This is a genomic window from Tissierellales bacterium (genome assembly GCA_035301805.1).
GTDB lineage: Bacteria > Bacillota > Clostridia > Tissierellales > DATGTQ01 > DATGTQ01.
In genome coordinates, this window is sequence record DATGTQ010000117.1 from 1 (window position 1) to 9,121 (window position 9,121).

Consider the following 9,121-nt stretch of genomic DNA (forward strand, 5'->3'; position numbering starts at 1 on the left):
CTTGCATGTGTTAGGCACGCCGCCAGCGTTCGTCCTGAGCCAGGATCAAACTCTCATTAGAAAGTTTCCTAGCTCTTTACTTGCTTAATACTATAACTTACTTCTCAAAGTACTTCACACTGTTTAATTTTCTAGGTTCACATCAGCTATTTTTTGAGCTGACTTGTTCAGTATAACACTTTCAAAATTGTTTGTCAAGTGTTTTTCTTTTTTATTTTTTATTTCTTTGCTGCCATTTTTTTAAATTGTTTCCTTGTGTTTCAGCAACTATTACAATATACCAAGTTTTTTTCATTTTGTCAATAGTTTTTATTACTTTTTTTACTTTCTTTTGTTATAGCCATTTTGTTATAGCCATAAAGTCCATTTCTTTGATATTATATAATAGAGACTTTTCAATAAGAACAAAAACTATATATATATTGATTATTACTATATAATATTATTAGCCTTTAAGTCAATAGTTAAACATATTTTTTTATAATGATTGATGAAAGTGGTGATTAAATGGACTTAAGACAACTAGAAACATTTGTTACTGTAGCTAAACTAAAAAGTTTTTCTAAAGCTGCACAAAAACTTTTTATTACCCAACCAACTGTCACTAATCATATACAAAATTTAGAAAAGGAATTAGGAACTATACTTATTAATAGGTCGAGTAAAAATATTTCTCTTACTAAAGCTGGTTCTATACTCTATAAATATGCGTTAAATATTATTAATGCCTGTGAAATGGCAAAATTTGATTTAGCTGATTATAAAGGCAAGATACAAGGGCATTTAGAACTATGCTCTAGTTCTGTTCCCAGAAAGTATGTATTACCTAAAATATTGAAAAACTTTACTGTTAAATATCCTGAGGTTACATTTTCATTAACTGATAAAGATTCAAAGGAAGTTGCTGAAAGTATAATAAGTGGCGAATATGATTTCGGAATAATTGGTGCTAAACATTCTTCTAAACATTTAAGTTATATTGAACTAATGGAAGATACTTTAGTTTTAATTACACCAAATAAACCTAGATTTAATCAAAATAATTACTCCTTTTTAGAAAAAGAAGTATTACTTAAAGAAAAATTAATCTTTAGGGAATCAGGATCTGGAACTAGGAAACTTATTGAAAGGAAACTGCACAATAAAAATATAAATTTAAATGAACTAAACATTATATCTATAATAGAAGATACAGAGACTATTAAAAATTTAGTAGCTTTGGACGTAGGACTTAGCTTTTTATCAAAAAAATCTGTTCTAGATGATATCGCACTGAATAAATATAAAGTCTTTTATATAAAAGATTTTGATTTAACTCGTAAATTTTATTTCGTTTATCACAATAATAGACAACTTCCTCCATTAAGCGAGACCTTTAAAGTTTTTATGCTAGATTACATAAAAAACCAAACCTTTTAAAAGGTTTGGTTTTTTATTTCAACTTTTTAGGCAAGATAGAAAGCCTTATAACCTTTATAGGTCATATAAACATCTGCCTTACTTACTACTTCATAAGGTGAATGCATTCCTAAAACAGGAATTCCACAATCTACTACTTCTATACTATGGTTTGCTAAGATATAGGCAATAGTTCCTCCACCGCCTTGATCAACTTTTCCTAATTCGCCTGTCTGCCAAATTATATTTTTCTCATTAAATACTTTTCTAATATACGCTAAAAATTCCGGGTTTGCATCATTACAACCACCTTTGCCCCTAGAGCCAGTATATTTTACTATTGTAATTCCATGCCCTAAAGATGCCGCATTCCTTTTTTCTAACACCTCTGGATAATTAGGATCATAGCCAGCAGCCACATCTGCTGATAGAGCCATAGAATTTGTAAATATTTTTCTTATCTTTGAAAAACTTGATTCTGATTTCATAGATACTAAATCTACTATAACATTTTCAAAGAAATTTGACTCCATACCCGTATTTCCTACACTTCCTATTTCCTCTTTATCCATAAATAATGCTACTGATGTTCTTCTAGGATTCTCTACTTCTAATATTGCCTTTAAAGATGTATAAGCACAAACCCTATCATCATGACCATATCCCATTACCATACTTTTGTCTAATCCTAAATCTCTAGATTTCCCAGCAGGTACCGCTTGAATTTCTGCCGTTATAAAATCTTCTTCCTTTATTCCGTACTTTTTATTTAGGATATTTAAAATATTTAATTTAACTTTTTCTGATATTTCATTATCTTTATAAGGAATACTTCCTACAATAATATTTAGTCCTTCCCCTTCAATTCCTTCAGAAAGCTTTTTATCCATTTGATCTTTGGCTAAATGAATAAGCAAATCTGAAATGAAAAATACTGGTTCATCTTCTTCATCTCCAATGGATACATTAATTTTTTCTCCATTTTCCATTATAATCACTCCATGTAATTCTAATGGTAATGAAACCCATTGATATTTTTTTATTCCACCATAGTAATGAGTTTTAAATAAAGCTAAATCTGAGTCCTCATATAACGGATTTTGATTTAAATCTAGTCTAGGAGAGTCAATATGAGAACCGATAATATTTAGACCTTCTGTAATTTCCTCCTTTCCTAATACCAATAATACTACACCTTTATCTTTATTAGTCGCATATATCTTTAGTCCTGTCTTTAAATCAATGTTTTTTTCTAGTATTTCATCGAGAGAAATAAAACCTTTTGCCTCAGCTCTTCTAATAATTTCCTGGGTAGCTTTTCTTTCAGTCTTACTATTGTCTAAAAAATTTTTATAGTCCTCATTTAATTTAAATAAACCTTCTCTTTCCTTTTCATTAATTTCTTCCCAAACATTTTTTGAGCTTAAAGTTAACTTTTCTTGTAATTTTTTTGTCATTACATAACCTCCAACTAAATTATTTTATATATTATATCTTTTTAATATTATTTTTAAAAGCGAATATAGCAGCTTGTATTCTATCGTTTACTTCTAACTTTCTAAATATATTTGATACATGGTTTTTTACTGTTTTTTCGCTAATAAATAATCTTTCAGCTATTTCCCTATTATTTAACCCTTCTGCAATTACAATCAATATCTCATATTCCCTTTTTGTAAGAGATTCTATTTTCATAGCTACTTCATTATCTTCTTCATTCATTTCATCTATAAGTAAAATAGCTATACTAGGTTGTATGTAAGTTTTCCCTTTAGATACATCTTTAATTGCTTTTATTAAACTATCTACATCTGAATCTTTTAAAACATAGCCGTTTGCTCCTATTCTTATGGTTTCTTGTAAATATTCTCTATCATCATGTATAGTTAACATTATTATTTTTGATTCTAAACCAAGATCTTTTGCCCTTCTCAAAACTTCAACTCCATTCATTTTAGGCATATTAATATCTAGGAGAACTATATCTGGTTTATATTCCAAAATTTTTTCCATTCCTTCTTTCCCATTACTCGCTTCACCAATTACATCTATATTATCATCCATTTCTAATATTTTCATAAGGCCTTCTCTCATTAGAGCATGATCATCTACTATTATTACTGTAATGTTTTTACTGCTCATATTAAATTTCCCCCTCATTCAACGGTATGTATAAAGATATTCTAGTCCCGCTACCTGGAAATGACCGTATTGTTATTTCTCCACCTAGTAACCCAACTCTTTCTTCCATACTTGCAATTCCATATCCACCAGTAGTTATTCCTTCAGTCTCCATCCTTTTTGTAGTATCAAATCCCATTCCATTATCAGATATAGTCACACTAATTTTTTCTGTAGTGTTCTCTATAACTAAATGCACTTTACTTGCTTTAGAATGCTTGTACACATTGCTTAAAGCTTCCTGGATTATTCTAAACACTGCTATTTCGATAGCTGAATCTAGATTATCAATTTTTCCTATAACCTTCAACTTTACATCTATCCCTGTGTCTTCTTTAAAGTTATAAACATGCCTCTCTATAGTAGCCTTTAATCCTAAATAATCTAAAGACATAGGACGCAAATCACATATTACCTTTCTAACTTCTTTTAAAGTATCTTTCACCACTATTTTTAAACTTTTCAACTCTTCCTTGGCCTTTAAGGGTTCATTCTCCATTAATTTTTCTAATAATTCTGCTTTAATAACTATACTTGCTAAAGACTGAGCAGGCCCATCATGGATATCTCTTGCTAATCTATACTTTTCTTCTTCCTGTGCCTCTATAATTTTTATGCCTAAGTATTGTTTTTTACATAAGTCATCGGCACTAACTAAAATATTGTCTAAATTACCTTTCAAGTATCCAGTAGCTACACTAACCTGTTTAGTAATATTTTCTGCTTTTTTCAATACAGCAAAAGATTCTTTAAGTCTAACCTCCAGGTTTTCCCCCTTCTCAATTAAAATGTTCCTTTCTTCTCTTTTAAGAACTAACCTAGTCCTCAAATCATTAGCCATTTCATAGGCTTCTCTTATATCATTTTCAGTATGTAACTTAAAGTCTTTACTACCCCTCGATAAGTTATGTCTACTTTTCCTCTCTTCAACTTCTAAAAAATCTACTTCCTTAACTACTTCTCTTATTTTTTCCTTTACTTCTTCTAATTCCTTTTTTATATCTTGATACTCTTTTCTAGCATACCCTACTATATCCAATAATTCTTTTCTACTATTACCAATAGTTTCTACTGTACCACTAACGATTTCATTGACCTTTTTAATATTTTCATGAGCAACTTTCACTATACAACACCTCTAAGCAATTCCTAAAACTCTATATTTTAGATCCCTTCTTTTTCTTGCAACTTATCTCACTAATTTTTCATAAGATTGGTTTTTTTTCATGTATTATATCTATAAAATATTTCTCATCTTCTAGCTTAAAGATAGCATGTTTTATTTTAAATATACAAATTCTCCCCTTTTCTTATATTTTTATATATTTATATACATAATTCTACTATAATATAGTTTAACTTATATTATTACTTTTTTCTAGTTTAAAAGTCCTATATGTTTCTAGAAAATTTAATTCTATATATATAATTAAATTTTCTATTATAAAAAGCCTAATTTTTAAAGCAAAATTTGAATATTTGTTAATTATAGAATAAAAATTAACAAGAATATCACATCTTAGTAACATTAAATAAATGCTCATAATACGAATCTTCTGAAAAGCTATAGAATATTTATTTAAATTAATATCCTAGTAATAAGCACTATATGAGCATTTATAATAATGCTTTATAATGGGGTTTATTGCTTTTGTTATGTTAGTTGCTTCTAGTTATGGAGAAGTTATAAGGGAAACAAGAGAAGTTGGGTAATTAGTAGAAAGTGCCCCTAGCATTATATATGGAAGCAAATTAATTGCAGCTTTCACTTATGCTATTAATTGGTCTCATAATAACTATGGGTATAGGAACCTCTTTTGGCGCTATACCTATTATAGCAGCTATATATGTACCTTTATGTTCAACTCTAGGATTTAGTCCAGCTGCAACTATTGCTTTAGTTGGTACAGCTGAGGCTCTAGGAGGTACAAGTTCTCCCACCGCAGACAGCACATTAGGTCCAACGGCAGGATTAAATATAGAGGGACTTCCTTTAGCAGTTAAAGGAAGTCCCTTTATTTTATATTTAATTTAATACTTAACCGTATGAACTACTCCATTTTTTATTGCCTTTTCGGCATGATTTATACCGAAGTGATATATTATATAATTTAAATTTGGAGAATCGAATATTACCATATCTGCTTTTTTACCTTTTACAATACTACCTACTTCATCTTCTACTCCTAAGCTACAAGCTCCATTAATAGTCACTGCAGTTATAACTTCTTCGGGAGTCATCCTCATAATAAGTGAAGCAAAACTCATTATAAGCTGAATATTTTCTGTTGGACAACTTCCCGGATTATAATCTGTTGATAAAGACACCGGTAATCCCATATCAATCATTTTTCTAGCTTTAGCATATTTTCCAGTTTGTAAATTAAAAGAGGTCCCGGGTAAAAGATTGGCTATAACTTTTTCTTCTGCCATTCTCTCCATACCCTTTTCACTAGCTGCTACTAAATGATCAGCTGTTATACAACCAATTTCAGCTGATAATTCAGCCCCTCCTAATGGTTTAATTTCATCTGCATGTATTCTAGGTTCCATTCCATGTTCTCTTCCAGCCAAAAGAATTTTTTTAGATTGTTCTAATGTAAAAACTCCCTCTTCGCAAAATACATCACAAAATTTAGCTAAACCTTTTTTCTCTACCTCTGGTATCATTTCATTTATAATTATATCTACAAATTTATCAGGATTATCTTCATATTGCTCTGGGATTGCATGGGCACCCATGAAAGTAGATACTATATCTACAGGGTGATCCTGGTTTAATCCTTTTGCAACTTCCAATTGTTTTAATTCTGTATGAAAATCATCTATTCCATAACCGCTTTTAGCTTCTACTGTTGTAACCCCAAAATTAAGCATTGTATCTAAGCTTTTCTTTGCTTTTTCATACAATTCATCAAAAGAAGCTTCTTTTGTAGCCTTAACTGTACTATGAATACCTCCACCTGTATTTAGTATATCTAAATATTCCATTCCCTTTAACTTCATAGCAAGTTCATTTTCCCTTGATCCACCATGGACAAGGTGAGTATGAGAATCAATAAGCCCCGGAGTTACTGTCTTACCTTTTCCATCAAGTACTACTGTGTCATTAGTTATTTCTATATCTTCTGGTAAATTATTTTCTCCTACATATATAATTTCATCACCATTTACTGCTACTACACCGTTTTTAACAACCCCTATTTCTCCCATTTCTTCCTTAACTCTAGGCCTATTTTCACCTTTTAACGTTATTAAATTAGAGATATTTTCTATAACTAAAGTTGCTTTCATTTAATCCTCCTATTCAAACATCCTATTCTCAAGTATTTGACTATAATCAAAATCTTCTATTTTTAAATAATAATCGGCAACATCAACAAGGGCATTCATAGGTAGTAATCCTATTATTTCACTGCCTATAACATTTACACCATATCTATTAGCTTCTCTTTCTATAGTGTCAAATACTCTATATAAAGGAGTTTTAGTATAGTCTACCATATTCATAGACACTTGTACTATATTTCTTTCTTTAATTTCTATACCTAATCCTTTACAATATCTGTATCCACCACTACTGCCTCTAACACCTTTTGCTATCCTTTTAGCAATATCTAAATTATCTGTATCTAAGTTTACATTAAAAGCTACTAATGGCATTCTAGCACCTACTGCCGTTACCCCTGCTTTTATATTTAATTTATTGGGCCCAAAATCAGGACTCCATTTTTCATCTTTTAATTTTTCTGCCATTCCCTCATATTGTCCTCTTCTAACTTCCGCTAAATTTTCTCTATAAGGTTCAGATGCTGACTTTTCATATAGAAAAACTGGTATATCTAATTCTTCTCCCATTCTTTTTCCCAACTCCTCTGAATACCCTATACACTCTTCCATAGTTACATCAGAAATTGGAATAAGAGGTATAACATCTGTAGCACCCATTCTTGGATGTTCTCCACTATGTTTAGACATATCAATTAATTCTGCCGCAACTTTACAGGCATTGAAAGCCGCTTCTATAACTTTTTCAGGTTCACCTATAAAGGTTACTACACAGCGATTATGATCTTTATCTGGAGAATAATCTAATAATTTTACTTCTTCCATTTTTCTTACTTCTTCTACTATCTTTTCAATTATATCTTTATCTCTTCCCTCACTAAAATTTGGAACACATTGTATAATCCTAGCCATTAATTTATTTTCCCCCTTATATTTATTAATTTTTCTTTATAGCCTTTTCTACTAATTCTTTAACTAATATGTCTTTAGCTACATAAGGTATAGTTATATGATCTGTGTCTTTATGTTTTTCATTATACTCAATACAAGTATTTATTGAATTTTCATTTCTTGCCCAAGCCCTTCTTGCTACTCCTCCCATAACATCCCAAGGCATAGCACTTTTTATAATATTATCTACTCTTTCACTACCATCTAGTACTAATCCAAATCCACCATTTATAGACTTTCCTATTCCTACTCCTCCACCATTATGAAGAGCTATTAAGCTCATACCTCTAGCAGCATTTCCTGCAAAACAATGGGTTGCCATATCTGCCATTACATTGCTTCCATCTTTAATATTTGCAGTTTCCCTAAATGGTGAATCAGTACCTCCTGTATCATGGTGATCTCTTCCTAGCATTACAGGACCAATTTCACCCTTCCTTACCATTTCATTAAACTTAAGGGCTATATTCATTCTTCCTAAAGCATCTTGATATAATATTCTAGCTTCAGTTCCCACAACTAAATCATGAGCTTCTGCGTCTCTTATCCAGATATAATTATCTCTGTCTTGTCCTTTTCTATTAGGATCTATACATTCCATTGCTGCTTTGTCTGTTTTGATTAAATCTTCGTGTTTTCCACTTAGACAAACCCATCTAAATGGTCCATAGCCATAGTCAAATAACATAGGTCCCATAATGTCTTCTACATAAGATGGGAAAATAAATCCTTCACTTTCGTCAATACCATTTTTAGCTATTTCTTTTGCTCCGGCATCAAATACTGCTTTCATAAAACTATTGCCATAATCAAAGAAATAAGTTCCTTTATGTACTAACCTTTTAATTAGCTCAAAATGATGTTTTAAAGATTTGTCAACAAGCTTTGTAAATTTTTCTTTATCGTTATTTAACATTTCAGTTCTTTCTTTAAAAGTTAATCCTTGTGGGCAATATCCACCATCATAAGCAGCATGACAAGAGGTTTGATCTGATAATAAATCTATTTTTATATTATTTTCTACTGCATATTCAAGTAAATCTACAATATTACCATGGTAAGCAATAGCTATTGACTCTTTGTTTTCTATATGTTCTTTAGCAACTTTAAAGACTTCCCCTAAATCATCTATAGCTATATCTACCCAACCTTGATCTAATCTAGTTTTTATTCTAGAATAATCTACTTCCGCTATTATTCCAACTCCATTAGCTATTTCTATAGCCTTACCTTGAGCACCACTCATTCCCCCAAGACCTGAGGTTACAAACATATAACCCTTCAAATCTCCATCTTCTGGTAT

At 30.5% G+C, this 9,121-nt stretch carries 8 protein-coding genes and 1 rRNA gene; 2 read left to right on the plus strand and 7 right to left on the minus strand.

Annotated elements, in window-relative coordinates:
* A 16S ribosomal RNA gene (locus VK071_05280) occupies nt 1-61 on the minus strand; the annotation flags it as partial.
* Nucleotides 62-507: 446 nt separating this feature from the next.
* Between VK071_05280 and VK071_05285 the strand changes: the two genes are divergently transcribed.
* The gene (locus VK071_05285; GenBank protein ID HLR34729.1) at nt 508-1,419 is read left to right on the plus strand and encodes a selenium metabolism-associated LysR family transcriptional regulator; all 912 of its coding nucleotides are present in this window, start codon (nt 508-510) and stop codon (nt 1,417-1,419) included.
* A 26-nt stretch (nt 1,420-1,445) separates the two neighbouring features.
* On the opposite strand, the gene VK071_05290 is transcribed toward VK071_05285, so the two are convergent.
* From VK071_05290 to VK071_05300, 3 genes are read right to left on the minus strand one after another with little or no spacing between them, the layout of a single operon-like run.
* Nucleotides 1,446-2,855: an aminopeptidase gene (locus VK071_05290; protein HLR34730.1), complete on the minus strand. Its 1,410-nt coding sequence runs from the start codon at nt 2,853-2,855 to the stop codon at nt 1,446-1,448.
* Nucleotides 2,856-2,886: 31 nt separating this feature from the next.
* Nucleotides 2,887-3,540, minus strand: a complete 654-nt coding sequence (locus tag VK071_05295) for a response regulator transcription factor (protein ID HLR34731.1) — start codon at nt 3,538-3,540, stop codon at nt 2,887-2,889.
* Between the two features lies 1 nt (nt 3,541).
* Nucleotides 3,542-4,705, minus strand: a complete 1,164-nt coding sequence (locus tag VK071_05300; protein ID HLR34732.1) for a histidine kinase — start codon at nt 4,703-4,705, stop codon at nt 3,542-3,544.
* A 645-nt stretch (nt 4,706-5,350) separates the two neighbouring features.
* Between VK071_05300 and VK071_05305 the strand changes: the two genes are divergently transcribed.
* The gene (locus VK071_05305; GenBank protein ID HLR34733.1) at nt 5,351-5,614 is read left to right on the plus strand and encodes a Na+/H+ antiporter NhaC family protein; all 264 of its coding nucleotides are present in this window, start codon (nt 5,351-5,353) and stop codon (nt 5,612-5,614) included.
* Here the strand turns inward: VK071_05305 and hutI are convergent.
* From hutI to VK071_05320, 3 genes are all read right to left on the minus strand, one after another.
* On the minus strand, nt 5,611-6,873 hold the full coding sequence (gene hutI, locus VK071_05310; protein HLR34734.1) for an imidazolonepropionase: 1,263 nt from the start codon (nt 6,871-6,873) through the stop codon (nt 5,611-5,613). The genes VK071_05305 and hutI overlap by 4 nt on opposite strands.
* Nucleotides 6,874-6,882: 9 nt before the next feature.
* The gene (gene ftcD, locus VK071_05315) at nt 6,883-7,779 is read right to left on the minus strand and encodes a glutamate formimidoyltransferase (protein HLR34735.1); all 897 of its coding nucleotides are present in this window, start codon (nt 7,777-7,779) and stop codon (nt 6,883-6,885) included.
* A gap of 25 nt (nt 7,780-7,804) precedes the next feature.
* On the minus strand, nt 7,805-9,121 hold a 1,317-nt coding region (locus VK071_05320; GenBank protein ID HLR34736.1), incomplete at its 5' end, for a urocanate hydratase.